Annotated in this window: 1 protein-coding gene; it reads right to left on the bottom strand. The window is 29.1% G+C overall.

The genetic code is table 11. From position 1 onward, the window contains the following. Positions 1 to 64: 64 nt before the first annotated feature. Positions 65 to 940: a hypothetical protein gene (locus tag BM186_RS26075; RefSeq protein ID WP_024015013.1), complete on the bottom strand. Its 876-nt coding sequence runs from the start codon at positions 938 to 940 to the stop codon at positions 65 to 67. Positions 941 to 1,104 lie beyond the last annotated feature (164 nt).

Genomic DNA, 1,104 nt, shown 5'->3' with positions numbered 1-1,104 from the left:
AATCATCATTGTTGCTGCTAATATTGCTTTAATTTCATTTCTCATATAGTCCTTATGTTGTTAATTAAAATGGTAATTCTTCATCACAGATAGATAATTCATCAGTATTGCTTTTAGGTTTTTCTGCTACTGCTGGCAAAAACCCTTTTCTTACTTTTTCAAACTCAACCAAATAACCAGTTAATTCTCTACCTTCCTTGATAGGCTCAACAGATTTCAAGAACTCTATTTTAATTAGTTCTTCGTGAGCTTTCTTTATATACTCATATGTTTTTGTCTTTGTTGAAAAATTGCTTTGCAATCTATCTAATATGTCGGAAATCTTAAATCTAACGCTATCAGCGTAGTGATTAGTTAGATAGAACATATATAGAACCCTTGCATAATCCCCTTCAATTTCTTTGAACTTATCGAACTTAAAATTAAAGATTAGGTCAGTGTCGTGTTTGTAAAAATTCTCAAATTCTTTATTGAATGTAATGACTGTATTTTCTTTATCGTTAGCATCTTCAACGATATTATTCAGCAAATGACACTTGTAAGTAATAGAGTCATATCTAAATTCAAGATAAAATTTCATCATATTCTTTAATGACTTTCTTAACTTCTCTATATACACCTTTTTATTGCTTGGGTGGACTTTATGAAATTTCATAAAGTGCTTCATATTTATTGTGAATGTGAGTTTGTCTGACTTCAATTTCTTTTGAAGAATGTAATAGAAAACATCAAAATCGAAATTCACAGACAAAGGTATAAAGTCCATTTCAACATCTTCATAAGAATAGAATTTGTCTATTTTTATAGTTACCCTTTCTTTCTTTGAATTCTTTACAGATTGAAAAATTGGAAGATGAAGGATTGATTTTGCAAAAGTCATATACTTGTCTTGTGCATAAATACTTTTTGAAGTTTGAAATTGATTAAATATTAAATCCATATGGCATCCTTTTATTGATTATATAGATATATCAAACCATATATTTTATATAAGTCAATAGAACTACGCGGGGAGTATTCGAATAGCACTATAATGCTACATATTACGCGGGGAGTATTTTACATATAATGCGGGGAGTATTTACATATTACGCGGGGAGTATT

The organism is Ectopseudomonas toyotomiensis (assembly GCF_900115695.1).
GTDB lineage: Bacteria > Pseudomonadota > Gammaproteobacteria > Pseudomonadales > Pseudomonadaceae > Aquipseudomonas > Aquipseudomonas toyotomiensis.
This window is presented reverse-complemented; position numbering and strand designations above follow the sequence as displayed.

Excerpts from the sequence above, each read along its gene's own strand:
- BM186_RS26075 (WP_024015013.1), bottom strand. The coding sequence starts at position 940 with ATGGATTTAATATTTAATCAATTTCAAACTTCAAAAAGTATTTATGCA.